Raw genomic sequence first — 25,740 nt, forward strand, 5'->3', positions numbered from 1 at the left:
AATATAATAAAAGAGTTAATTAAATAAAAACTTCAATAAAATCAGTAGTTTACAGCCTACCTTTTAGACATTTATTTTCCATATTTATGGTTACAATCACAACCATATTAATATTGACATAATGGTAGAAATATGATATAATTAGGGCATCAGATATTTTAGTAAAACAGCTAAAACTCTACCTGATATTTAGAGGTCTCTTGTTAGTTCTTTCAGGACTCACCTGTTGAGGCAACCTTTAAAAGTAAAGAAAGAAAATGACTCTTTTTTGCTAGGGGTAATATTAAGACAGTCGTCTTAGTACCGTACTAAAAACTCATTTAAATAAATACGCACGATTAAACAGAGCCTTCTGCAATAGCAGGTTCTCAATTTATTTAATAGGGAATTAAGAATTATGAATGCAAAACTTCACGCTATAGAACCGTCCAATATTTCTAATGTTAAACCTTCTCCGCTCAAACAAGAGCAAAAGATAATTGATTATCTTCAGCAGCATTACTTCGTTATATCAGACGCAGGTGGTAATACTAATTACTACGATAGCCTGCATGATGTAAGGCGAGGGGTTAATAAATATCAATTAAGAGATATGACCCTCCATTTATTAGGGAAATATCCCGATGCTTATACTGGAGATAAAGCTCATATAATCAAATGGGCTGATAATTTAATAGATAACAAATGCTTCTTTTGTTCAGTTATCTTAGATAAAGATTATTACAGACCCAACCAGCATGCTGTCATCAATCAAGATGGAAGGTATTACCCTAACCTCTGGAAGCCATCTAAAGTAAGACCTGTTTATCCACCATGTAATGTTCAACCTTTCTGTGATTTCTTAAGAACAATGATGGGCAGTCAAGAAAAGGTGGGTTACTTTCTGGATTTACTCGCTTACAAATATCAAAACAGAAATACATGTCATTTCAAGAAGCCTCATGTAGCTGTTTATCTTTATGGTGAACTAGGTGGAATGGGAAAATCTTCTTTCGTTGGTGGTGTTATCAAAGAAGTATTCGGTCAATCTGCTGTCACTACTGTGCTTGATGAAAGCAAGCTAGAATCTGGTTCTTCTGTTGATGTCTGGCGTAAGGAATGGCTCATTGTAGAGGAAGTAAAGAAGCGGGTTGATAGCAATCTATTTCGTAAGATTAAGGGCTTCACAGGGCAATCTACGACCGAGAGTGATAGGAAAAATACTCACTTTGCTACCTATGAAATTCCTGCAAACTTAATGATGTTCTCCAACTCACCACCTACGTTCTTAGAGCAAAACGATAGAAGATTCTTCGTGAGTAAGTTCCAACACAACTTTAAATCACCCGAATATAAGGATGAGTATTTTAATAGATTTGATAATTGGTTAAAGAATAAAGGGGGTTACCAAGCTATAGCCAGTTTACTAGAGCAAAGAGATATCAGTGATTTCAATATAGCTTCATCAGCAATGATGACAGACGAAAAGCGTGATATTTTATTATCAATATCATGCCCAGTGATTGCTGAAATACAATATGAGATGAGACTCAAACAGGAGAAACCTTTTTGGTCTGCTGAAGAATTTAATCACCTCATGATACCAAACCGCCTTACACCCCGTTCTCTGAATCACAAGCTTAGAGAAGTAGGCTTAGTTCCTTTTGAAGGAAGACAGCGCTGGAAACGTACCACTAGGCATTCAGGTGAAGTTGGTATTCAGATTTACCTTCGTGATGGTTGCCTGATAGAAAGAGCTAACGGCTCACCCCCTTCACTAATAACAACAAGTGGTTCTTCTAAACTTTATAAACACAGTAATTGGGAGGGTTTCTTTACTTATCACGAGAAGAAGGAATGGATTAAGCCAGTTTAACTAGTTTTTCCCCACTCATTCATCATGAGATTTGGAAGTATTTATTATTAATTTGGTGGTGCTAATTACTAATATCGTATCTTTCTCGTGGTGAATTGAGTGCCTTTTTAAAAACCTACGCAATTTTAGCCCAAACCTAGCACAAACCTAGCACCCTGAAACTCAGTGATAGCAAGACCTAGCCGACCTAGCGTACCTAGCACCCCCCATTAGATTCCCGTAGGGTGGTGCAACTTCCTTAGGAAATAGATTAACTAACTAATTACTAGCTTAGTCACAATACCAAATCCACTCACAGCTATTACTTCTGCACTGACAAACAGCTCTACCATTTTTACAGCCTAGTGGTTTGAAAGGTTTGAAACCGCATGAGCCAATTGCTAGTTCAAGTGGCTTTGATTTATCTACGTCTGCATATAAAGCAGAGATTGCAGATTGTGCTTCTGTTGCACAATTAGGCTGCACAAGTGATTGCTCAACATTTAGCTTCTCTAGAGCAAATGCATTACCTGAAATCATAAAACAGAATATTAACGAGCCTATTAATAACTTTAAGAGCTTCATAACTATTACCCATTTTTTATAATTATATTTAGTATGCCCAAAAGTTATATTACTCTTAGTGTTTAAAATATCAATGACTTGATTAGCAATAATAGGGAAGCATATAGATACATATTTCCTGTACTTTTAGGAAGTTTATATGAAAGGAGAATTTATGGTAATACAGGAGTAAGTGCAGTCTATTTGATTTGTACTATGTCTTTTTGTTAACGCTGTATTCAATTGAGTCAATAGCGTTTCGCTTTTGTTCTAAACTAGAACCATCAGAGTACAAACCATAAGTCATCGTTAGCTTCTCATGACCAATGCAATCACTAGCAACACTTTCAGGAATACCAGCTTGTTCTAGCTTGGTTGCTACAGTCTTTCTAATAGAATGAAAAACATAATCTCTTGTAAAGCCTAGTTTCTTTTTTAATCTACCAAAGACTTTGCTGTAATTATCACTTCTAATTTTATATTTATTCTTAGAACCTTTTGGGAATATGTAGTCGTTTGGTTGTTTATCTTTTATTCGTTCTCTAATAAGTTGGTTGATATGTTTTGAGCTAGGTGTTTCTCTGATTCCTGCTTTAGTCTTTGAATCAACAATTTGAACCAGATAGCCATCATCTAACTCTTGTAAGTCTTTTGCTTTCAACTGCATTATTTCTTCTATCCTTGCTCCTGTGTACATAGCGATATAGGTCAAATCTTTTAACTCATTATCTTTTATATTCTCAAGTATCAGTCGTAGCTCATCATCCTTAAATGATTTTCTAGGGATTCTGGGCGTCAGCTCTTTTTCATCTGGTAGCTCTATCTCTTGGAATACATCAGTAGGTAGTTTGAAGTAGCCTTTCTTACGCAACCATTTAATGTAGAGTCTTGCCGATTGATAATATTGACTTAAGGTCTGATGACTAGGTGGACTCTCAAGCTCAGTATAGCTGTCAACCCACTGCTGGATACTAAGCTCTGTGGTGGTGGTTGCACTCAGATATTTGAAATTAGGAATGAATTGTTTTTGTAACCTGCTGATGCGTTGCTCTGCTGTCTTAGGGTTTAGATGCTTTAATGATTTTCTGTGTTCTGCAACATAAGCGCTGCTTAAGATTGCGTTCTTAGTTTTGACTACGGCTTTTCGTTCTTTTGATTCCTCATAGCTATCGCTTGAATCAATCCACCTTTGGACAATATCGTATTCTTCGTCTGTGATTTCACTAGCTGTGTGCTTGGTTCTTAATATTTCTTCTGCACCGAGTGTTGGTGTATTAGCCTTATCAAACTGCTCAGCAGCACGATTGATTTCGTTCAACCATTTATTAATGATAGGGATAGCCTGCGTTTCAGCTTCACTAGCAGTATTAGCCTTTAATATCTTAATATATTCTTTGGTTTTAATAGGAAGGAATGCAAGCAGATGCCTTTTAGGAACGATACGACAGTACCATCGTTTATCTTTCTTGATAACGTATTTCATAGTGGAAGAAGTTTACTCCCATCTTACTCCCAATTCTACTCCCAATCTTTGTGGGAGTGTTTCTTTGAAGCCCTTATAAACTGGGCTTTAACTATATTGGTGGAGGCGGCGGGAATTGAACCCGCGTCCGTCAGTCCTCTGCCGAAGGCTCTACATGCTTAGTTCAGTCATTAATTTAATAATTCACAACCCGGCTGGCAGGGTACGTAAATTACGATTCCAGTAAGTTTTTAGTGAGTCTACCCCAGACAAGTTTCATCACGATCTTATGAGTATGACACCTGATAGCCCCGAAAGACTCTGGACGCACAAGCACGGCTCCAGTCAGATGGCTCCCTACCGTTTCTTAGGCGGCGAGTGCGTAGTTGTCGTCGTTGGCAACTAATAGTTTGCGACTTTGGATTAACGAGATTGGTCACCATCTCGGCATGCACCTTGGGTTTTGTAACCGGCGTCGAATCCAGAACGCCCCCTTAAGAAATTATATTAACACAGGTATCGACAAATCTGATGTAAGTTATTGGGCAAGAAATTTAAAAAACGAGCTAGACTAGACGTTGTGTCGCATGATTCGTTGTTTTTGGCGCTGCCAGTCATGATCTTTTTCGGAGGCACGCTTGTCATGAGCTTGCTTGCCTTTTGCTAAAGCAATCTCACATTTTACAATGTGCCCTTTCCAATATATAGATAACGCAACACATGTATGCCCTTTTTGGTTAACGGCATTAAATAAGCGAGACAGTTCTTTTTTGTTCAATAAGAGTTTTTTGTTTCTACCAGGATTGGTGACATAGTGGGTTGAAGCCGTATTTAATGGCGCTATATGGGTACCCATGAGATAGGCCTCACCATTTTGCAGCAACACAAAACTATCCGCTAGCTGCCCTTTTCCAGCCCGCAAACTTTTTACTTCCCATCCCTGCAGGACTAATCCAGCTTCAAATTTTTCTTCTAAGTGATAGTCGTGGCGAGCTCTTTTATTTTGAGCAATGATCGGGTTTTTCTGTATTTTTTTTGGCTGTTTTCCCATAAGCATGATTATAGAGAGTGACGGAGCAAGCTCCTATGATTTTCTTGTATGTTAAGATGAAAAATAAATAGTGTAGCTTGATTGGTTTTTAACCGCCCAATTTGTCGGTACAATTAAATTTTTAAAAATTAGGCAGGATTAATGTTGAAAAATTCTCATCCCGAAGCTCCCTCTCAGAACAATAAAAATAACACCCAAGGAAGCCTGCATGGCACATGGGCTAGCCGTTGGACTTTTATTCTGGCAGCTACTGGCTCTGCGGTAGGCTTGGGAAATATTTGGAAATTTCCTTATATTGCAGGCGAGAATGGTGGGGGTGCATTTGTCCTTGTGTATATAGCATGCATTGCAATTGTAGCTCTCCCAATTATGGTTGCTGAGGTGACATTGGGGCGCATGGGTAGACAAAGCCCTATCAATACCATTCGAAATTTAATTAAAGAGTCTGGTGCGAGCAAAAGTTTTGGCGTTATTGGTTGGATGGGTGTTTCTGCCGGACTGATGATATTGTCTTATTATTCGGTCATTGCTGGCTGGGCCCTTAATTACATCGAATATATGATTTCCGGAGTCTTTCAGGATGTAACTGCTGAACAAGCCGGCACTATTTTTGATGACCTGATGAAAGATAAGAATGAATTGATTTTCTGGCAATCGTTATTTATGTTGATGACTGTTGTTGTTGTTATGTGCGGAATACATAAAGGCTTGGGCTTGGCTTCTCAAATCCTGATGCCTCTTTTGTTTTTGCTATTGATAGGCTTATTAGTATTTGGCTATCAGCAAGGAGATCTCACTGGTGCCTTTAATTTTTTGTTTGGGTTTAATTTTGGATCCCTTACATGGCAGTCAGTATTGGTAGCCCTGGGGCATGCTTTTTTTACATTAAGCATCGGAATGGGGGCAATGATGGTCTATGGAGCATACATGCCAAGCAATACTGGAGTTTTCTCAAATGTGCTCATGGTAGGTGTTTTGGATACATTGGTAGCGTTGATCGCAGGGTTAGTTATTTTTTCCATTGTTTTTGCAAATCCTAGTATTGAGTCTAGCGCAGGACCTGGATTAATGTTTGTTAGCCTACCCGTAGCTTTTGGTAATATGTTAGGCGGTTTATTTTTTGGAACTATTTTTTTCGTGCTAGTCAGTCTGGCAGCATGGAGCTCATCAATTTCACTGATTGAGCCAGCTGTAGCCCACTTGGTTGAATCGAAGGGTTTTAGTCGAATCACAGCAAGTTTATTATTGGGCATGGTTACTTGGGTTGTTGGGTTAGGTAGCGTATTCTCGTTTAATATCTGGACCGAAGTAAAAATTGCTGGGTTTAATTTCTTTGAACTAATAGATTTTATTACTGCTAACATCATGTTGCCGTTAACGGGGATATTTGTGGCAATTTTTATTGGTTGGTTTGTAAAAGAAAAAATGGTTCAAGAGGAACTATCTGGTGACAATCAAGGATTATCCTGTGTTTGGCGGTGGACTGTACGATATATCTCGCCTTTGGCTGTGGCGGCTGTGCTTATTATGGGTATTTACCCGAGAATGACGTAATGTTGACAGCCATCAATCGGACGGCTTTGGTGGCCTACTCGGCGCAACAGATGTTTGATTTAGTTAATGATGTGGCTTGTTATCCCGAGTATATGAAAAATTGTGTGGGTGCCAAAATTCTCAAGCAAGATAAATCTTTTATGCTGGCTCGACTGGATTTGAAGAAAGGTTTTCTACAACAAAGTTTTACAACTCATAATACCTTGTATGAACCAGAGCGTATTAGCATGACTTTAGATGAAGGTCCATTCAGCAAATTTTTAGGAGAGTGGTCTTTTAAGGCGCTGAACGAAGATGCCTGCAAAGTGTCTTTGGATTTGGAGTTTGAGTTTAATAATTTTTCTGTAAGTTTAGCCTCAAACCAGCTGTTTACTTTAGTAGCTAATAATCTTGTTGATGCTTTAGCATGTAGGGCAAAAGAGGTATATGGCTAATGGCGAAAAAAGAGTTAATTCCGGTTGAGGTTGCTTATGCATTGCCAGCGAGACAGCAGATAATAGAGCTACAGGTTCCTAGTGGAACAACAGCATTTGAGGCGGTCAAAAAATCTGGTATTACCGCGCAGTTTCCGGAGATAGATATTGAGAATGTAAAAATGGGCATTTTTGGGAAAACGCTTGGCACCAAAGGTTTAAAACCACCAAAGGATCAAGTGCTTGAGCGGATGGATAGGGTGGAAATATATAGGCCGCTCATTATTGATCCAAAAGAAATCAGACGACGTCGCGCAGAAAAAGCGGCCAGCACGTCAAAAATAAGAAATCTTGAAAGTTCAGACTAAAGGATTGCTGGACCAGATACGATGCTTGGGTTTGTTATTCTCAGATAGATTTAACTGAATTTACCAGTCGCCAAGCATATTAGCCGGTTTTGTATGTGGCATGAGCCCATGATTAGCTGTCTGGAGTAATCGTTTCTTCGGTCTGTTCTGGATTGGGCATAAAATCACCTCGAAGACTTACTAGTTTGTCCTCTTTGAAAAAAATGGCCATTCTTTCTCTAACCTCTGGGCCCTTTGCTGGATTTAAGCTATAAAAATAATCCCAACGATCTTGATTGAAGGTGTCTGCGACGAGTGGTGTTCCCATAATAAATCTTACTTGAGATTTCGTCATCCCCGGTTTGAGCTGATCAATCATAGTCTGATCGATGACGTTACCTTGTTGTATGTCAAATTTGTATACTTCCGGTAGCTTAATAAGACTGCGATCGAATGTTGGCATTTTTGGCATAGAAAAATTCGAACATCCAGGTATAGCCAGAACCAAGACTAAATAGCATAGTATTTTTGCAGATAAATGCATTATGGGGTTTCCGTTATTACATCAACGGTTGATAATACAGAATACAATCTATCTATAGAAGGGTTTAGAAAGGAATGAATGACGAAAATAGTGAATTACGTGATGCAGGATTAAAAGTCACCGCCCCTAGGCTTAAAATATTAAACATTTTAGAGAGCTCCATTGAATCTCATTTAAGCGCCGACGATATCTATCGTCAGCTCATCGAAGCCGGGGAAGATGTTGGAATTGCTACGGTGTATCGTGTTTTGACTCAATTTGAAACTGCAGGACTTGTAATGCGACATAACTTTGATAATGGCCCTGCGGTTTATGAAATTGAACGCGGCGGCCATCATGATCATATGGTTGATGTTGATAGCGGAAAAGTGGTTGAGTTTCATAGCGCTGAAATTGAAGAGCTACAAAAAAGCATTGCTGTTGATAACGGATTTGAGCTGGTTTGCCATAGCCTAGTTCTCTATGTAAGAAAAAAATAGCTTACTATCGCTAAATCAGATTTCTTTATTTGATTCGATCATTTCTTTCGCATGGCTTAAGGTTGTAGTCGTAATGTTAGTCCCCCCAAGCATTCGTGCAATTTCATGTATTATTTCAGTGCCAGATAAGGTAGTTATATTGCTATATGTAATATTTTTTTCCGTATTTTTACTTACAAGCATATGGTTATGAGCTTGAGCTGCCACTTGAGGTTGATGGGTGATGCAAAGGACTTGACCTCGATGTCCGAGCAGACGAAGCATTCTTCCTACTATATCAGCGGTAGCGCCGCCAATTCCTACATCGACCTCGTCAAATACGAGTGTTGGAATAGATGAATTTTTGGCCGCTATTACTTGAATAGCAAGACTGATTCGAGATAGCTCGCCGCCGGATGCAACACGAGTAAGAGCTTTCGCTGGCTCTCCTGGATTTGCGCTAATGAGAAATTCAATATTCTCTTGACCATGCGCACCAAACTTATCATTTGCGAGTGGCGTGAGATTGGTTATAAATTGCGCACCAGACATAGAAAGCAGCTCAAGTTGCTCTTGTATCGCTGCGGCAAGTTTTTTGGCTGCGAAGCTCCTTTTCTTGGTCAACTGTTGGGCTGCCGTCAGGTAATCTTGATGCAGTTCGATTGTTTGCTTTCTAAGAAGTATTTCTTCATCGTGACTTATTGAAAGATCTTTTAATGCATCTTTTAATTCTTTATTTTTGAGGTAGAGTTTTTCTGGCGAGACTTTATATTTTCTTGCTAATTGATATACCTCGCTAAGCCTGGCCTCTATTTTTTTTAGTGCTTCTGGTTCAGCATTAAAGTTATTTAGGTGTTGCTGAATTTCCCTACCAGCCTCTTGAATTTCAATTTGCGCGCTCACAAGCAATCTTTCAGCTTCCTCCAGAGCAGCTGGTTTTGTGGGAATTTTTTGTAGTATTTGCAGAGAGCTATTTAGAGCTTTTTCAAGATTAAAGTGATCCTCTTCCGAGCATATTTGAAGAAGCGATCGGCTGTCTGTGATTATTGATTCTGCATTTGAAAGTACTACTTGCTTTTGTTCAAGTGACTCTAGCTCATTTTCAGAAATACCAAGCTCATCAAGTTCTTCAGCCTGAAAAGAAAGTAACTCTCGAGATGCGACTATTTCTGCAGACATGCTTTCAAGTCTTGTGAGTTTTTTTTGAGCAGAAATCCATTGATAAAAAAACTCTTGGGTTTTTTTTGTTAGGTTAAGGCAAGCAGCAAAATTGTCTAAAATATAACAATGGGTTTCGCGCCTAAGCAGTGATTGATGCTCATGCTGATTGTGAATATCAATAAGAGTTTCCCCGAACTCCCGCAACTGTTGCATTGTGGCTAATTGCCCGTTGATATGGCCGCGGGACCGACCTTCTTTCGTTAAAACCCTTCGGAGTACGCATTCATCATCTGTAGCATCAAAATCATAGCTACTGAGCCATTTTTTGGCATGAGGCACCTTGCTGACATCAAAAACTGCAGAGACTTCAGCCCTTTCGGCTGTGCTTCGGATTTGCTCAGTGTCTGCCCTGTCGCCTAGCGCCATCGATAGCGCATCGACTACCAGAGATTTTCCTGCACCAGTTTCCCCTGTTAGGGCAGTCATGCCCTTACTGAAGTCTATTTCAAGATACTCCACTAAAGTAAAATTTTTGACAATTAGCGTTAAAAGCAAAATCGTTCTCGTGTTAATTTAATATGAAGATCATATTGTTAATCTTATACAGATTTTTCTGATGCGTCTGCCCTTGAAACTTTTTTTGATGACCCAATATAAGCATACATAGCTAGATGAGACTTTAGGCTTTTGTATGATTTTAGCTTGGTTTAAATTTAATGAAAGTGAGTATCAAGGAGGTTGTTTGTGGCAGGCAAGAAAAATAAAAAATCTGGCGAGGTTGTTGATGATGCTATCGATGGCGTGACGGACGAATCTAAAGTAGTTTCTTCAGAGCAGCCAGAGTCAATAGATCCTATTGTTGATGAAGAGTCGGATTTATCGCTACAGCTTGCCAAGCTTGAAGCAGATCTGCTGGAAGCCAAAGATGAATCTTTGCGGAATCAGGCGGAGATGCAAAATATTCTGCGTCGTTCAGAACGCGATGTTCAAAATGCTCACAAATACGCATTAGATAAATTTGTAGCTGAACTGTTGCCCGTTGTCGATAACCTCGAGCGGGCACTTCAAAGTATTGATCAGAATAAAGAAGATCTTAAGTCTTTGGCTGAAGGCGTAGTGCTTACACTAAAAAGCTTTCAGGACGTTTTGGCACGATACAAGGTGTTGCCGATAGACCCTAAGGGCGAAGTGTTTGACCCTGAGCTTCATCAGGCTATGAGTATACTTGAAATGCCTGGATCAATCCCTAATACGGTTGTAGATGTATTTCAAAAAGGGTACACCCTGAATGATCGCTTGGTTCGTCCTGCTATGGTTGTAGTAGCAGGGGCTGAAAAAAATAATATTTAACAAAGAAATAATAAGGCAAAGGTTGAAATTTTCGACAATGGGCCAATATTATTAATTAGAAATGATTTTTGAATTTGAAGTTATGTTAATCCCGGAGAAAAAACCATGGGTAAGATTATAGGAATTGACTTAGGTACTACCAACTCTTGTGTTGCTGTACTTGAAGGCAATAAACCAAAAGTAATAGAGAACGCTGAAGGTCTTCGCACCACGCCATCTATTGTTGCGTTTGTTGATGGTGGTGAGATTTTAGTTGGACAGTCTGCAAAACGTCAGGCAGTAACCAATCCAGCTAATACGTTGTTCGCAGTAAAGCGTTTGATTGGCCGTCGCTTTGAAGATGATGTAGTTCAAAAAGATATTAAGATGGTGCCTTACAAAATTGTTAAGGCAGACAATGGTGATGCTTGGGTCGAAGTAAATGGTGAGAAACGAGCTGCCCCACAGATTTCTGCTGAAATTCTTAAAAAAATGAAAAAAACTGCAGAAGATTACTTAGGGGAGTCTATTGCCGAAGCAGTGATAACTGTGCCGGCATATTTCAATGACTCTCAACGACAAGCAACAAAAGATGCCGGAAAAATTGCTGGACTTGATGTTAAAAGAATTATTAATGAGCCCACTGCTGCTGCATTGGCTTATGGGATGGACAAGACCCCAGGTGATCGTGTAATCGCTGTTTATGATTTAGGTGGTGGTACGTTTGATATTTCTATTATTGAAATTGCTGACGTAGATGGCGAACATCAATTTGAAGTCCTTTCAACGAATGGAGATACTTTTCTAGGCGGCGAAGACTTTGATATGCGTTTGATTGAGTACTTAGCCGAGCAGTTCAAGAAGGAAAATAATTTTGACTTGCTTAAGGATCCTATGGCTATTCAGCGTCTTAAAGAAGCTGCAGAAAAAGCTAAAATAGAACTTTCTTCTAGCCAGCAAACAGAAGTCAATCTGCCATATATAACTGCTGATGCTACTGGGCCAAAACATCTAGTAGTCAAGCTAACTCGATCAAAGCTTGAGTCTTTGGTTGATAAGCTGGTGGAGCGCACTATGGCGCCTTTGAAGATGGCTCTGAAAGATGCAGGGAAATCTATTTCGGATATCGATGATGTGATTCTCGTTGGCGGTCAAACACGTATGCCGATGGTACAAGAAAAGGTTAGTACTTTTTTCGGTAAAGAGCCTCGTAAAGATGTAAATCCAGATGAAGCGGTCGCTATGGGGGCGGCTATTCAGGGTGCAGTGCTTGCTGGTGATGTGAAAGATGTATTGCTGCTGGATGTTACTCCGCTTACTTTAGGTATAGAGACAATGGGTGGTGTAGCTACTCCACTAATTGAGAAGAATACAACGATCCCTTCGCGAAAATCACAAATTTTTTCTACGGCTGAAGACAATCAAACAGCTGTAACTGTGCATGTTGTTCAGGGCGAGAGAAAGCAAGCGACAGGCAACAAGTCTTTGGGTCGTTTTGACTTGGCTAATATTCCCCCTGCTCAGAGAGGGATGCCACAAATTGAAGTAACTTTTGATATTGATGCAAATGGTATTTTGAATGTAAACGCAAAAGATAAGGCTACAGGCAAAGAACAATCTATTGTGATTAAAGCTTCATCTGGCTTGTCTGATGAGGAAATTGAAGGAATGGTGAACGATGCAGAAGCGAATGCCGCTGAAGATCAAAAATTTGAAGAGTTAGTGCAAGCGAGAAATGCTGCAGATGGACTCGCTCATGCGGCCACAAAAACTGTTCAAGAGGCAGGCGATAAAGCTACAGATGAAGAAAAAGAAGCTATTGAGGCTGCTGTAAAAGAAGTTGAAGTTGCTGTTAAAGGCGACGACAAAGAAGCCATAGATGCTGCTGCCGCAAAACTTTCTGAGGCTTCGAGCGTCCTTGCCCAAAAACTTTACGCTGAGCAGGCTGCTGCTGCAGAAGCAGAAAGCTCCGAAGAAGAAACAGAGTCTTCTGCTGATACTAATGATGCAGTAGATGCTGAGTTTGAAGAGGTGGATGCTGAGCCTGAAAAAGAAGATGATAAAAAGTAAGTCTTCGGCTAAGCGTATACTTTCATTGTATAGTATTGTCGATTGCAAGCGCGGGCTAGTCTCGCGCTTTGCTATGTTTGAATTACAGAAAAATAGCATCGAGCTGACTTAACCCCTGTCTTTGGCAGAAAAATTTACATACAGAAGTAGATAGCAAATGTCTAAACGTGATTATTATGAAGTCCTTGGTGTATCAAGAGATACGCCTGAACAAGATATAAAAAAAGCTTATCGCCGAATAGCGATGAAAAATCACCCTGATCGTAATCCGGATAACAAAGATGCGGATCATGTGTTCAAGGAGGCCTCCGAGGCTTACGAGGTGCTTTCGAATCCAGAAAAAAAGTCGTCTTATGATCAGTACGGCCATGCTGCTGCCGGTTCCGCTGGGGGTTATGGTGGTAATGAAAATTTCAGTGATATTTTCGGTGATGTTTTTGGGGATATTTTTGGTGGGTCTCGAGGCCGACAGCGTGCCGGACCAATGCGCGGGTCAGACCTGCAATATAATTTAGATATGGTGTTAGAAGATGCAATAAAGGGCAAGACAGTAAAAATTAAGATACCTACCCTTTGTGCATGCAAGCAATGTAATGGGTCTGGGGGTAAAAAAGGCTCTTCTCCTAGCACCTGCAGTACTTGTGCTGGTCATGGTCAAGTAAGAATGTCACAGGGGTTTATTTCTGTGCAGCAAGCTTGCCCGAAATGTCACGGTCGTGGAAAGGTTATCAGCGACCCGTGTTTAGGTTGTCGAGGACAAGGACGTGTTGAGGAGAGTAAAACTCTTTCCGTAAAAGTGCCACCAGGAGTTGATACCGGAGATCGAATCCGTCTTAGCGGGGAAGGTGAAGCTGGCCCAGAAGGAGGCCCATCTGGAGATCTATATGTACAGATGAATGTTAGAAAACATAATCTTTTTCAAAGGGATGGACGAGATTTATACTGCGAATTGCCGATAAGTGTTATTGACGCTATTTTGGGGCATGAGATAGAGGTCCCCACATTGGGAGGGCCTGTTAAATTAAAAGTTCCTCAGGAAACTCAAACTAGCACTACATTTAGACTCAAGGGCAAAGGCGTCACAACCGTTCGAAGTTCTGGGGTCGGAGACTTATTTTGCACAGTAATACTAGAAACCCCAGTTAATCTTGATAGCAAACAGAAAACATTACTCCGTAAGCTGCAGGAAAGTCTGAATGGGGGACAGCATTCGCCTAAAAAAGCTTCTTGGTTTAAAGGTGTAAAGAAATTCTTTGATGGATTTACTATATAGTTATTGATAGGTAATGTTGATGTGATTGTATTAAAGTGGCCATAATAGAATGCTTAATATAAAATTTTATTGTTCTGAAAATTCTAAAATAAGATTATTGACGTTATGAAAAATAACTCTACTAGAATTGCAATAACTGGTGCTGCTGGGAGAATGGGTAGAGCCTTGATTGTGTCTACAACGCTTAACCCTAATACTCTGTTGGCGGCTGCTATCGTGAAGCCAGGCAGTACACTTGTGGGGTCGGACGCAGGTGATTTTGCAGGCGCTGGTCATCTAGGCGTTCCATTAGTTGGGAATATCAGAGATGTGATCGATAACTTTGACGTGCTAATTGATTTTAGCTCTATCGAGAACACGCTATTAAATGCAAAGCTCTGTGCCGAGAAAGACAGAAGTATTGTGATCGGAACAACCGGGTTTACGGATAGTCAAAAAACCCAATTACTCTCTTTTTCAGAAAGAATACCGCTATGTATGGCCTCTAATTTTAGTACAGGCGTAAATCTGTGCTTTAAATTAATTGATCTGGCTGCTCGGATCATGGGGGATGAAGTTGATATTGAGATTTGTGAAGCCCATCATCGACATAAAATAGATGCACCATCAGGAACTGCCTTGAGTATGGGCGAAATTGCTGCACGCGCATTAGGTCTAGATTTGAAAAAAGCTGCAGTGTATGGACGTGAAGGACAAACAGGGGCCAGAGACCGAAAAACTATTGGATTTTCAACAATAAGGGCGGGTGATATTGTAGGAGATCATACTGTAATTTTTGCTGCTGAAGGCGAGCGGGTTGAAATTACTCACAAGGCCTCTAGTCGCATGTCGTTTGCTCGAGGAGCTATTAGGGCAGCTGAGTGGATAGCGAACAAAGAAAACGGTATGTACGACATGCAGGATGTGCTCGACCTCAAACGATAAGATGGTTTTTGGGCAAGTATTTTCTGGACAGCCCGCAACCGTTCGCCTACTATAATAATATATTTGTTAGCACTATTTTAACACCCTAAACCCGTATATTAGGTGAATGTAATCTAGCATTGTAGAGGCGAGGTGAAACAAGTTGTTTCACCTCGCTTTTTGCTACTCGGTGTTTGTTTTTATCCAGTCATGTGTATGCTGGGAAATGAAGTAAAGCAGGCTTGCTTTTAGTACTGATAATTTACTACTTGTCGTTAAGGAGGTTGCATTGAATACCGATTCTCATCGGTCGGCTATCTTGGTGCTTCAAGATGGTACTATTTTTAAAGGCAGATCCATTGGTGCTGAAGGCTTGTCTAGTGGAGAAGTGGTCTTCAATACATCGATGACTGGCTATCAAGAAATTCTTACCGACCCATCCTATGCGCGTCAAATTATTACTTTTACGCACCCTCATATTGGTAACACCGGTACAAATACTGAAGATGAAGAGTCGTCACGTATTTGGGCGGCTGGTTTAGTAATAAGAGATTTACCTGCGCTAGCTAGTAATTTTCGCTCGGAGCGGAGTCTTGATGTTTATCTGAAAGAAAAAAATATCTTAGGTATTTCAGATATTGACACTCGAAAATTGACTCGTATTCTTAGGGAAAAAGGGGCTCAAAGTGGCTGTCTTATGGCGGGTGATATTGATGAAGGGGTAGCGCTGCAAGTTGCTTGTGATTTTGCTGGTCTGGAAGGGGTAGACCTTGCTAAAGTAGTTACTACAACTACTGTTTTTAAATGGACAGAAGGGAGCTGGAAGCTTGGTTCTGGCCATCAGCAATCAAAGAATAGCCTTTATAAGATCGTCGCCTACGATTTTGGTGTTAAGCGAAATATTTTGCGGATGCTTGTTGATCGCGGTGCCGACCTGACTGTAGTTCCTGCTCAAACATCTGCCGCTGAAGTATTAGAAATGAATCCTGATGGTATATTTTTGTCTAATGGACCAGGAGATCCGCAGCCATGCACTTATGCTGTGGACTCTATCAGAGAAATACTGAAGACGGACATTCCGATATTTGGTATTTGCCTAGGACACCAACTGTTGGCCTTAGCTAGTGGTGCGAAAACCATGAAAATGAAATTTGGCCATCATGGAGCCAATCACCCAGTAAAAGATATTGGAGCTGGAAAAGTTGTGATCACCAGTCAAAATCACGGGTTTTCTGTTGATGAGAGATCACTTCCGTCCACTCTTCGTGTCACACATTACTCACTGTTTGATGGTTCTGTTCAGGGGATACATCGAACAGATAAGCCAGCTTTTGGCTTCCAGGGGCACCCCGAAGCCAGTCCAGGGCCGCATGAGGCCTCCCTATTATTTGACCACTTTTTTGAATTGATAAGTTATGCCAAAAAGAACTGATATTAAAAGCGTTTTAATCCTTGGGGCTGGGCCTATTGTTATTGGTCAAGCCTGTGAGTTTGATTATTCTGGCGCGCAAGCTTGCAAGGCTTTAAGGGACGAAGGTTTTCGTGTCATCTTGGTGAACTCTAATCCTGCCACTATCATGACAGACCCTTCTATGGCTGATGCCACTTATATCGAACCGGTAGAGTGGCGCACTGTTGCAAAAATTATTGAGGAAGAGAAGCCTGATGCGTTGTTGCCAACTATGGGTGGGCAGACAGCGCTGAATTGTGCTTTAGACCTTCATCGAGAAGGGGTTCTAGATAAATTTGACGTGGAGATGATTGGCGCCGACCAAGATGCAATTAAAAAAGCGGAAGATAGAAGTCTTTTTGCCGTCGCAATGAAGAAAATTGGCTTGGAGACTGCTAGAGCGCTTATTGTGCACAGCCTAGAGGAAGCGCTCAAAGTTCCAGACTTATTTGGGTACCCTTGTATTATACGACCATCATTCACAATGGGAGGATCAGGAGGGGGAATAGCATATAACCGAGAAGAATTTGTTGAGATCTGCCGACGTGGACTTGAGTTATCGCCAACTAATGAGTTGTTAATTGATGAGTCCTTACTTGGATGGAAAGAATTTGAAATGGAGGTAGTACGAGATACAAATGATAATTGTATTATCGTTTGCTCCATTGAAAACTTAGATCCAATGGGCATTCATACAGGTGACTCTATTACTGTTGCTCCAGCTCAGACGCTCACAGACAAAGAATATCAAATTATGCGTAATGCCTCTATTGCAGTGCTGCGAGAAATTGGTGTCGAAACAGGTGGCTCAAATGTGCAGTTTGCAGTCAACCCAGATGATGGCAGGATGGTGGTTATCGAGATGAACCCAAGAGTATCCCGCTCCTCTGCGCTGGCATCAAAAGCCACAGGCTTTCCTATTGCTAAGGTGGCAGCAAAATTGGCAGTTGGCTATACCTTAGATGAACTCCAGAATGATATAACCAGAGGTGCTACGCCAGCTTCCTTTGAACCCAGTATTGATTATGTGGTAACAAAGATTCCTCGATTTGCTTTTGAAAAGTTTAACCAAGCTAATGCTAAACTGACTACGCAAATGAAATCAGTAGGCGAAGTTATGGCTATTGGTCGCACTTTTCAGGAATCTCTACATAAAGCTATTCGAGGGCTAGAGGTTGGGTCGGCAGGTTTTGAGAAACAGATAGATATTACCACGAAGGATGACTTGGTTGAATTGCGACATCAATTAAGAGTCGCTGGTTCAGAGCGTATTTGGTATGTTGGCGATGCTTTTCGAGCAGGCATGGATGTCTCCGAGGTGTTCAGACTTACAGCTATTGATCCTTGGTTTCTTTTTCAGATAGAAGATTTGATTCTAGAAGAAGCATCTCTTGAAGGACTTCGACTGAATGTTATTAATGCAAAGCAACTTTTTCGTCTTAAACGCAAAGGATTTTCCGATAAACGTTTAGCGGCACTACTAGATGTCAGCGAGAAAGACTTTAGAACTTTTCGGCATACAGCTAATGTGCGTCCAGTATTTAAGCGTGTGGACACATGTGCAGCTGAATTTTCAACCTCCACAGCCTATATGTATTCAACCTATGAAGAAGAGTGCGAGGCGCAACCATCGGTGCGTGATAAAATTTTAGTACTGGGTGGAGGCCCTAACCGAATTGGGCAAGGCATAGAATTTGATTATTGTTGTGTGCATGCTGCTTTAGCAATGCGTGAAGATGGCTATGAAACCATCATGGTTAACTGTAATCCTGAAACAGTATCTACTGATTACGATACATCTGATCGCTTGTACTTTGAGCCAGTTACACTAGAAGACGTATTGGAAATTGTAAATGTGGAGAATCCTAAAGGCGTCATTGTCCAATTTGGTGGACAGACTCCATTGAAGCTAGCGCAGGCTTTAGAAGACGAAGGGGTGCCAATTATTGGAACAACACCCGATGCTATTGATTTAGCGGAAGATCGAGAGCGGTTTCAGGGAATGATTAATAAGTTAGAATTGCTTCAGCCTTCAAACGCTATTGTTCGTTCTTCTGGGGACGCTATAAATGCAGCGACAGCGATTGGATACCCACTAGTTGTCCGCCCCTCTTATGTTCTGGGCGGAAGAGCTATGGAGATTGTCTACCAACAAGACGAGCTGGCTCGCTATATGGATCAGGCCCTTAAAGTGTCAGGAGATGCCCCGATATTACTAGATTACTTTTTGTCTTCTGCTATTGAGGTAGATATAGATGCTGTTTCTGATGGGAAAGATGTAGTTATTGGGGCAATTATGCAACATATCGAACAGGCGGGAATCCACTCAGGGGACTCCGCTTGCGCCTTGCCACCATACAGTCTTCCCAGTGATGTTCAGAATGAAATGCGTGAAATTGTAAAAACTATGGCTATTGAGCTTCAAGTTAAAGGCCTAATGAATGTACAGTTAGCATGGCAAGACGGTAAAGTTTATGTGATTGAGGTAAATCCTCGTGCTGCTAGAACTGTCCCTTTTGTATCTAAGTGTATAGGTATATCTTTGGCTAAGGTGGCTGCTCGCTGCATGGCAGGGGTCTCGCTAAAGGATCAGGATTTCATTAAAGAAATAACACCTAATTTTTTTAGCGTCAAAGAGGCTGTGTTGCCATTCAATAAGTTTCCGGGTGTAGACCCCATTCTTGGCCCAGAAATGAAATCTACAGGTGAGGCAATGGGTGTTGGGCGCACCTTTGCAGAGGCTTATCTTAAAGCAGAACTAGGTGCTGGAAACCCAATACCTTCTAAAGGAACGGCGTTTTTGAGTGTGCGAGATCCAGATAAAAGTGGCATCGTTGATGTTGCTATTAGTTTGATAAATATAGGGTTCAAATTAGTAGCTACAGAGGGCACATCTAGAATTTTGTCCGATGCCGGTTGTTCTGTGGAAACTGTCAATAAAGTCCAAGAAGGTCGTCCTCATATTGTTGATATGATTAAAAATGATCAGATTGATCTCATCATCAATACAACTGAGGGTCGTCAAGCAATCGCGGCTTCTGCGCCAATCCGCTCGAGCGCTGAACAGCATGGGGTCTACTACACAACCACTTTGGCAGGTGGAGAGGCTGTCTGTATGGCCCTGCAGATTCAAGGTGAAATAAAGGTTAACAAATTGCAGGATCTTCATTTAAGGGGTAAAGAATGAGTAAGGTGCCTATGACTTTATCTGGAGCTGAAAACCTCCGTATCGAACTAGAGAGACTAAAGAAGATTGATCGCCCAAGAATTATTGCAGCAATTGCTGAAGCTCGTGCGCATGGCGACCTTAAGGAAAATGCCGAATACCATGCTGCTCGAGAACAGCAAAGTTTTGCAGAGGGACGCATTCAGCAAATTGAAGCTAAATTTAGTAATGCTCAAATTATTGATGTCACTGAAATTCCTTCTGGGGACAAGGTGATCTTTGGCAGCACTGTGTATATTGTGAATCTAGAAACAGATGAGCGGACTTACTATCAAATAGTTGGTGATGATGAATCGGATATCAAGAAAAATAAAGTTTCATACCAGTCTCCCATAGCTCGAGCATTAGTTGCAAAAGAAGTTGGTGATGTGGTTCTAGTCAAGACCCCATCCGGAGATGTGGAATATGAAATTGACGATGTGAGGTATATTTAAGAATTAAATTCTTAAATTATCGCAGCAAATTGGATAATCTAGGATTTGGCTTCTCTGATTTTTTCAATATTAGCGCTATGTGACCAACAGATTGAACTGTTTGAGCGGAAAGTTGCCCGCAAATTTCCTTAATGACTTCGGACTTAGCTTGACTGTCACCACCACAGATTTTAACCTTGATGAGCTCGTGATCATTAAGCGCTCGATCAATTTCAGCTAAAACATTTTTGCTTAACCCATTACCTGCAACTGTAACAACTGGGTTTAGGTTGTGGCCTAACCGTCGTAATTGCTTTTTGTCTTCATTGGAAATTTTCATTGATTATTGCTCTTAATTTAAGTTGTACTGATTATCGATTGCTTCTAACAGAACCGCGATTAGTCATTATAGGTGAAATCTTAAGCTGATTGGGCTTCCATTACGATAATTCGGCACGCATTTTATACTGGTTATTATTTTTATGTGTTAAAACTTTATTTCGGTGTTTTTATGTGATGCGGTATTTTTGATTTAGTTGCTGTTAAAATAAAATGACAAGATTTAAATACTGATTAACTTCCCTTTGATGATAGCTAAAAACCTCGGTAGATTAATATGTCAACACGCTCGAAAAGCAGTCAAAAGTGGTTGCAAGAGCATAATCGTGATCATTATGTGAAGCAGGCTCAGCAGGACGGTTATCGTTCTCGTGCTAGCTATAAGCTCTTAGAAATCAATCAAAAAGATAGGCTGCTATATCCTGGCTTAGTTGTTGTTGATCTTGGTGCCGCACCTGGAGGCTGGTCTCAAGTGGCTGCTAAATTGGTCGGCCCCAAAGGAAAGGTGATAGCATCTGATATACTTGACATGGATTCAATTGTAGATGTAAATTTTATTTTGGGAGATTTTACGGACCCTGTTGTGTTGCAACGCATACTTGGTTCACTAGAAAAAGGTTTAGTGGACCTTGTAATTTCTGATATGGCCCCCAACATGAGTGGTATGAAAGGAATTGATCAGCCTAAGGTTATGTATTTAATCGAGCTTGCTTTAGATTTAGCTACACAGGTCTTGAAACCTGGCGGAAATTTTGTTGTTAAAGTTTTTCATGGGGAGGGTTTTGATCAATTCATGTTTGAGTTAAAGAAACGCTTTAAGCGAGTCACAGTGCGCAAACCCGATGCTTCTAGGCCCCGTTCGCGAGAAGTTTATGTTGTGGCAAAAGATTTTAAAAATTGAGTATTTAGTATTAAGTGGTGCAAGGTTCCGTGATAATTAAGCCCTGCAGTTGTGGAATAAAACGCTAATTTGTTGACTAAAGTTAGTAAATAAAAAATGGGGATTTCTCTTTGAATGACATGATGAAAAACATTATCTTGTGGCTGATTATTGCTGCAGTTTTGCTATCGGTATTCCAAAATTTTAATGCTCCAATTCCTGATAATTCTATTGACTACTCTACATTTGTGGAGAATGTGCAGCGGGGTAATGTTGAAAGTATAGTTGTTAAGGGGTCTATAATCGAAGGCTTCAGTACAGATAAAACAGCATTCAAAACAACGCGGCCTGCGGTATCCGATGATGGCTTGATGGGTGACCTGCTTAAAAATCGTGTAAAAGTTGAAGGGCGAGATCCAGAACCGCAAAGTCTATGGAGCCAGCTCCTGATTGCAGCTTTTCCAATTCTTTTAATCCTTGCGATATTTATGTTTTTTATGAGACAAATGCAAGGGGGCTCAGGCGGCCGAGGCGGCCCAATGGGTTTTGGTAAAAGTAAAGCAAGGTTGTTGGCACCTGATCAGGTCAATACTACATTTTCTGATGTAGCTGGTGTGGATGAAGCAAAAGAAGAAGTTCACGAACTGGTAGATTTCTTGCGCGACCCTTCGCGCTTCCAGCGCTTAGGAGGCAAAATTCCTCAGGGTGTTCTCATGGTTGGTCCGCCCGGCACAGGTAAAACATTATTAGCTAAAGCTATAGCTGGTGAGGCTAAGGTTCCATTCTTTTCTATTGCTGGGTCAGATTTTGTAGAGATGTTTGTTGGCGTTGGCGCCTCACGTGTTCGAGATATGTTTGAGCAAGCTAAAAAGCAGGCACCCTGTATTATATTTATTGATGAGATTGATGCTGTTGGCCGTCATCGTGGCGGCGGTCATGGCGGTGGAAACGATGAAAGAGAGCAAACGTTAAATCAGCTGTTGGTTGAAATGGATGGCTTTGAAGGCAATGAAGGAATAATTGTCATTGCTGCTACAAATCGTCCTGATGTATTGGATAAAGCGTTGCTTCGTCCGGGAAGATTTGATCGTCAGGTTTATGTAGGGTTGCCAGATATTCGAGGCAGAGAGCAAATATTAAAAGTTCATTCAAAAAAAGTTCCACTTGATGAAAAAATTGATTTAGGCGTAATAGCTAGAGGTACCCCAGGTTTTTCTGGCGCAGATCTAGCTAACTTGATAAATGAAGCGGCATTATTTGCCGCCAGAGCTAACAGAAGGGTTGTTAGTGGTGAGGAGTTCGAAAAAGCTCGAGATAAAGTCATGATGGGTGCTGAGCGACGCTCTATGGTCATGTCTGAAAAAGAAAAAGAAAATACTGCTTACCATGAGGCTGGACACGCCATTATTGGTAGGTTGGTTCCTGAGCACGACCCTGTGCATAAGGTTTCAATTATTCCTCGTGGGCGTGCGTTGGGAGTGACGCAATTCCTTCCAGAAGAAGACAAGTATAGCCTCACAAAACTTCAGTTAAAGAGCCAATTGTGTAGTTTGTTTGGCGGCAGAATAGCAGAAGAATTAATCCATGGCGCAGATGGTGTAACTACCGGGGCCTCTAATGATATTGAAAGAGCTACCCAAATGGCGAGAAATATGGTCAGTCGTTGGGGGCTATCGGATAAAATGGGCCCTGTTCTTTATGGTGAGGAAGAGGGACAAGCCCCAGGCATGACGAAGTCTGCTTACTCTGGAGACACTGCTAGAGAAATTGACATTGAAGTACGACAGATGCTCGATGATTGCTATGCTCGCTCTGTGCAGATTCTAAAGGATAATATAGATATTCTTCATGCTATGAAGAATGCCTTGATGGAATATGAGACCATTGATCTTGAGCAAGTTGACGATTTGATGGCGCGAAGGACAGTTCGCCCCCCTTATAATTGGGATAATCATGATTCTGGCAGTGCGACCAAAAAGAAAAAGAATAAAAAAATAGATGATACTGATTTGGCTGGTACCCCTGCCGAAGAGCATTAAGATATTTATTTTTGCTAGCAGAAATGCAGGCTTATTTAAGCGAATTTTTAAATTTCTTGTTTAGAGGTGGGTGGTCATTATTTAAGTTTTAAATGGCTCTAGTTGCTTTAGTGCTGCACGAAATTCACTTTTGATGAAGCTCTAATGAAGACAAACTCTTTCAGTTTAAATTTTTCTTCTCCCCATATAATGGCAGTTCTAAATGTAACTCCAGATTCTTTTTTTGATGGAGGCATTCTTTGCGACAGAAATCACCAGATCAATATTTCTTTGGCACTCGAAAAAGTAGACTCATACCTGAAGAGTGGCGCTAGTATCATCGATGTAGGCGGCGAGTCCACTAGGCCCGGAGCGGAACCGGTAGGTGTTAATGAAGAACTTGATCGAGTGGTGCCTGTAGTCGAAGCTATCGTAGAACGTTTTGACGCCTTTGTGTCGGTAGATACTAGCTCCCCATTAGTTATCACGGAGTCAGCAAATGTTGGTGCTGTGATGATTAATGATGTGCGAGCCTTGTCCCGCAAGGGTGCAGTTGAAGCAGCTGCTATGGCAAATATTTCTGTTGTTTTGATGCACATGAATGGAGAGCCGGCTAACATGCAGCTTGCTCCAAGCTATAAAGATGAGGTTGACGAGGTAAAAAGTTTTTTATTGGAACGTGCTGGTATCTGCGAGTTTGGTGGGATTGAAAGAAAAAAGATACTCATTGATCCTGGATTTGGCTTCGGTAAAACACTAGAGCATAATTTACAGCTATTTCGTAGTTTAAATAAATTAAGTGAGTTAGGCTTTCCTATGGTTGTAGGAGTTTCTAGAAAATCAATGATAGGTGAAATTTTAGGTAAACCTCTAGATGAAAGATTATTTGGCAGTGTTGCTTTAGCAATGTTAGCAGTACAAAGAGGCGCTAATATCATTCGAGTTCATGATGTAGCTGCTACCGCTGATGTGTTGAAAGTGCTACATGCTGTAAAGGAAGAAATATGACTGATAGAAAATTCTTTGGTACAGACGGTATACGTGGTCGAGTCGGAACTAAGCCCATAACCGCAGATTTTATGTTAAAGCTGGGCTGGGCTGCAGGTAAGGTATTCAGCGAAAGAAGTGACGGGCGTAAGCTAATTATTGTAGGCAAAGATACCCGAGTATCAGGTTATATGTTTGAGTCCGCCTTTCAATCAGGATTAATTGCAGCAGGAGTAGATGTGGCGCTCCTGGGGCCAATGCCAACTCCTGCTATTGCTTACTTGACGCGAACTTTTCGAGCTCAGGCTGGTATTGTAATTAGCGCGTCACATAACCCTTTTTACGACAACGGTGTTAAATTTTTTGGCGCCGATGGTTTTAAGTTACCTGACGAGATAGAAGAAGCCATAGAGGCATACCTAGAAAAACCCTTAATAACAGAAGATTCTTCAAAACTAGGGAAGGCCTTTAGGGTAGAGGATGCTGCAGGGCGTTATATTGAATTTTGTAAAGGCACGCTACCATCAGGAAGTAACTTACAGGGTTTAAAGATCGTTGTGGATTGCGCAAATGGAGCTACATACACTACTGCCCCTAGTGTATTTCGCGAGTTAGGGGCAATAGTTATTGAAATTGCTGTTGAGCCTGATGGCTTTAATATTAATCAAGATTGTGGATCGACGCAGCCGGCGATCTTACAGAATGCAGTTTTGAAGCAAGAGGCAGATATGGGTATCGCTTTTGATGGAGACGGCGATCGAGTTATGTTTGTAGATCATAAAGGCGAACTGATAGATGGTGACGAGTTAATATTTGTTATAGCCAAACATCGTCACCAAAACGGTGGCTGTAGCGGTGTTGTTGGAACTTTGATGAGTAACTTAGGTATGGAAAATTCGCTAATGGACTTAGAGATTCCATTTGCGCGCACACAAGTGGGCGATCGACATGTAATAGAAGCTCTTCGACAACGAAAATGGCAATTGGGCGGGGAAGGCTCAGGCCATATTATTTGCAGTAATCTGACTACTACTGGTGACGGTGTGGTTGCCGCATTACAGGTTCTATATGCTATACGTGAAACAAACACATCGCTGAATGTGCTTAAAAAAGAAATGCACAAGTACCCGCAATATATGATTAATGTACCCATTGGAGGGAAGTTTAGTCTCAAAAATTGCCCTGCGATACAAGAGGCTGTTCTGTTAGCTGAGAGCGAGCTGAAAGATTGCGGTCGTATTCTGCTACGCCCCTCGGGAACTGAGCCAGTTGTACGAGTTATGGTGGAGGCTGAAGATGCCGAACTGGCCAATAGAGTCGCTTTAAGAGTGGCAGGTGTTGTTGAGGCTGAAGCAGGAGTAGATTTTTCCAGATAACGAAAAAAGCTTTAATCTGGCGCAGGGTGTTGGGCTGTTAATGCTCCTGTGGTTGAACAATGCTAATATCTCAGATAAGATTGCGCCC

22 protein-coding genes and 1 other RNA gene are annotated in these 25,740 nt (G+C 41.1%); 16 read left to right on the forward strand and 7 right to left on the reverse strand.

Translation table 11 applies throughout. From position 1 onward, the window contains the following. Nucleotides 1-397 precede the first annotated feature (397 nt). Nucleotides 398-1,855 (forward strand): DUF5906 domain-containing protein, encoded by a 1,458-nt coding sequence (locus tag ABXT41_RS01095; RefSeq protein ID WP_415390999.1) that lies wholly within the window; start codon nt 398-400, stop codon nt 1,853-1,855. Nucleotides 1,856-2,125: 270 nt separating this feature from the next. Here ABXT41_RS01095 and ABXT41_RS01100 read toward each other — a convergent pair whose 3' ends face one another. The 4 genes from ABXT41_RS01100 to smpB all read right to left on the reverse strand — a co-directional run bounded on the left by ABXT41_RS01100 (nt 2,126) and on the right by smpB (nt 4,911). Continuing rightward, nucleotides 2,126-2,419 carry a hypothetical protein gene (locus ABXT41_RS01100; RefSeq protein ID WP_415391000.1) on the reverse strand — a complete coding sequence of 98 codons (294 nt, stop codon included), beginning with the start codon at nt 2,417-2,419 and terminating at the stop codon, nt 2,126-2,128. A 193-nt stretch (nt 2,420-2,612) separates the two neighbouring features. Continuing rightward, entirely contained in the window at nt 2,613-3,881 is a 1,269-nt protein-coding gene (locus ABXT41_RS01105; protein WP_415391001.1) for a tyrosine-type recombinase/integrase, read from the reverse strand. A 97-nt stretch (nt 3,882-3,978) separates the two neighbouring features. Further along, nucleotides 3,979-4,354, reverse strand: a transfer-messenger RNA (tmRNA) gene (ssrA, locus tag ABXT41_RS01110). 77 nt (nt 4,355-4,431) lie between these two features. Then, nucleotides 4,432-4,911 carry an SsrA-binding protein SmpB gene (gene smpB / locus ABXT41_RS01115; protein ID WP_415391002.1) on the reverse strand — a complete coding sequence of 160 codons (480 nt, stop codon included), beginning with the start codon at nt 4,909-4,911 and terminating at the stop codon, nt 4,432-4,434. Nucleotides 4,912-5,052: 141 nt separating this feature from the next. Between smpB and ABXT41_RS01120 the strand changes: the two genes are divergently transcribed. From ABXT41_RS01120 to ABXT41_RS01130, 3 genes are read left to right on the forward strand one after another with little or no spacing between them, the layout of a single operon-like run. Next, nucleotides 5,053-6,465, forward strand: a complete 1,413-nt coding sequence (locus tag ABXT41_RS01120) for a sodium-dependent transporter (protein ID WP_415391003.1) — start codon at nt 5,053-5,055, stop codon at nt 6,463-6,465. Beyond that, entirely contained in the window at nt 6,465-6,899 is a 435-nt protein-coding gene (locus ABXT41_RS01125; RefSeq protein ID WP_415391004.1) for a type II toxin-antitoxin system RatA family toxin, read from the forward strand. The genes ABXT41_RS01120 and ABXT41_RS01125 overlap by 1 nt, the downstream gene beginning before the upstream one ends. Further along, nucleotides 6,899-7,246: an RnfH family protein gene (locus ABXT41_RS01130; RefSeq protein ID WP_415391005.1), complete on the forward strand. Its 348-nt coding sequence runs from the start codon at nt 6,899-6,901 to the stop codon at nt 7,244-7,246. Before ABXT41_RS01125 ends, ABXT41_RS01130 begins: the two co-directional genes overlap by 1 nt. A gap of 112 nt (nt 7,247-7,358) precedes the next feature. On the opposite strand, the gene ABXT41_RS01135 is transcribed toward ABXT41_RS01130, so the two are convergent. Then, complete coding sequence (locus ABXT41_RS01135; protein ID WP_415391006.1) at nt 7,359-7,769, reverse strand: outer membrane protein assembly factor BamE; 411 nt, start codon at nt 7,767-7,769, stop codon at nt 7,359-7,361. A gap of 74 nt (nt 7,770-7,843) precedes the next feature. Between ABXT41_RS01135 and fur the strand changes: the two genes are divergently transcribed. Next, nucleotides 7,844-8,248: a ferric iron uptake transcriptional regulator gene (fur, locus tag ABXT41_RS01140; RefSeq protein ID WP_415391007.1), complete on the forward strand. Its 405-nt coding sequence runs from the start codon at nt 7,844-7,846 to the stop codon at nt 8,246-8,248. Nucleotides 8,249-8,263: 15 nt separating this feature from the next. Here the strand turns inward: fur and recN are convergent, their stop codons facing one another. After that, nucleotides 8,264-9,943 carry a DNA repair protein RecN gene (gene recN / locus ABXT41_RS01145; protein ID WP_415391008.1) on the reverse strand — a complete coding sequence of 560 codons (1,680 nt, stop codon included), beginning with the start codon at nt 9,941-9,943 and terminating at the stop codon, nt 8,264-8,266. A gap of 189 nt (nt 9,944-10,132) precedes the next feature. On the opposite strand from recN, the gene grpE reads away from it, so the two are divergent. The 7 genes from grpE (at nt 10,133) to greA (ending at nt 20,073) form a co-directional block, all read left to right on the forward strand. After that, nucleotides 10,133-10,738, forward strand: a complete 606-nt coding sequence (grpE, locus tag ABXT41_RS01150) for a nucleotide exchange factor GrpE (protein WP_415391009.1) — start codon at nt 10,133-10,135, stop codon at nt 10,736-10,738. Nucleotides 10,739-10,843: 105 nt separating this feature from the next. Then, nucleotides 10,844-12,787 carry a molecular chaperone DnaK gene (gene dnaK, locus ABXT41_RS01155; RefSeq protein ID WP_415391010.1) on the forward strand — a complete coding sequence of 648 codons (1,944 nt, stop codon included), beginning with the start codon at nt 10,844-10,846 and terminating at the stop codon, nt 12,785-12,787. Nucleotides 12,788-12,944: 157 nt separating this feature from the next. Next, entirely contained in the window at nt 12,945-14,060 is a 1,116-nt protein-coding gene (gene dnaJ / locus ABXT41_RS01160) for a molecular chaperone DnaJ (protein ID WP_415391011.1), read from the forward strand. A 105-nt stretch (nt 14,061-14,165) separates the two neighbouring features. Continuing rightward, nucleotides 14,166-14,984: a 4-hydroxy-tetrahydrodipicolinate reductase gene (gene dapB / locus ABXT41_RS01165; protein WP_415391012.1), complete on the forward strand. Its 819-nt coding sequence runs from the start codon at nt 14,166-14,168 to the stop codon at nt 14,982-14,984. Nucleotides 14,985-15,252: 268 nt separating this feature from the next. Next, entirely contained in the window at nt 15,253-16,395 is a 1,143-nt protein-coding gene (gene carA / locus ABXT41_RS01170; protein WP_415391013.1) for a glutamine-hydrolyzing carbamoyl-phosphate synthase small subunit, read from the forward strand. Continuing rightward, complete coding sequence (gene carB / locus ABXT41_RS01175; protein WP_415391014.1) at nt 16,379-19,600, forward strand: carbamoyl-phosphate synthase large subunit; 3,222 nt, start codon at nt 16,379-16,381, stop codon at nt 19,598-19,600. The genes carA and carB overlap by 17 nt, the downstream gene beginning before the upstream one ends. Continuing rightward, nucleotides 19,597-20,073, forward strand: coding sequence for a transcription elongation factor GreA (gene greA / locus ABXT41_RS01180; protein WP_415391015.1), 477 nt, complete (start codon nt 19,597-19,599; stop codon nt 20,071-20,073). Before carB ends, greA begins: the two co-directional genes overlap by 4 nt. 16 nt (nt 20,074-20,089) lie before the next feature. Here the strand turns inward: greA and ABXT41_RS01185 are convergent, their stop codons facing one another. Continuing rightward, a complete protein-coding gene (locus tag ABXT41_RS01185) occupies nt 20,090-20,392 on the reverse strand; it encodes a YhbY family RNA-binding protein (RefSeq protein ID WP_415391016.1) in 303 nt (100 codons plus the stop codon). Nucleotides 20,393-20,668: 276 nt separating this feature from the next. Here ABXT41_RS01185 and rlmE point away from each other — a divergent pair, with 276 nt between their 5' ends. From rlmE to glmM, 4 genes are all read left to right on the forward strand, one after another. After that, nucleotides 20,669-21,292 (forward strand): 23S rRNA (uridine(2552)-2'-O)-methyltransferase RlmE, encoded by a 624-nt coding sequence (gene rlmE, locus ABXT41_RS01190; protein WP_415391017.1) that lies wholly within the window; start codon nt 20,669-20,671, stop codon nt 21,290-21,292. A 119-nt stretch (nt 21,293-21,411) separates the two neighbouring features. Next, a complete protein-coding gene (gene ftsH / locus ABXT41_RS01195) occupies nt 21,412-23,310 on the forward strand; it encodes an ATP-dependent zinc metalloprotease FtsH (RefSeq protein ID WP_415391018.1) in 1,899 nt (632 codons plus the stop codon). Between the two features lie 144 nt (nt 23,311-23,454). After that, the gene (folP, locus tag ABXT41_RS01200) at nt 23,455-24,297 is read left to right on the forward strand and encodes a dihydropteroate synthase (protein ID WP_415391019.1); all 843 of its coding nucleotides are present in this window, start codon (nt 23,455-23,457) and stop codon (nt 24,295-24,297) included. Next, nucleotides 24,294-25,652: a phosphoglucosamine mutase gene (gene glmM / locus ABXT41_RS01205; RefSeq protein WP_415391020.1), complete on the forward strand. Its 1,359-nt coding sequence runs from the start codon at nt 24,294-24,296 to the stop codon at nt 25,650-25,652. The genes folP and glmM overlap by 4 nt, the downstream gene beginning before the upstream one ends. Nucleotides 25,653-25,740: the final 88 nt, after the last annotated feature.

The sequence above is a fragment of the Porticoccus sp. Uisw_050_02 genome (assembly GCF_047729555.1).
Classification (GTDB): domain Bacteria; phylum Pseudomonadota; class Gammaproteobacteria; order Pseudomonadales; family Porticoccaceae; genus Porticoccus.